Below are 229 nucleotides of genomic sequence, written 5' to 3' on the forward strand. Positions count from 1 at the left end.
AGGGCATCTATTACATAGAGGACTTTATCTTCCCTGTGCAGCTGCTGGTAACAGAACAGTTGTCAAAAGAAGAATACGCCTGGCTTGGCAGGCTCCGGAAGGGGCTGGACCTCAAGCTGGATATAGAGCCGCTGGCCAGGGAATATAAGGGTAAGAAGAACGACCCGCTCTATCAGGCGGTGATGGACGTCATAGTCAGGGCCAATCAGAAACAATATGAGGAGGGCAG

1 pseudogene is annotated in these 229 nt (G+C 51.5%); it reads left to right on the top strand.

The window, feature by feature from the left end:
* A pseudogene (locus LK536_RS59265) lies at positions 1-229 on the top strand (hypothetical protein); the annotation flags it as partial.

Origin of the sequence: Clostridium pacaense (genome assembly GCF_020709765.2) — a bacterium.
GTDB classification, from domain to species: domain Bacteria; phylum Bacillota; class Clostridia; order Lachnospirales; family Lachnospiraceae; genus Enterocloster; species Enterocloster hominis.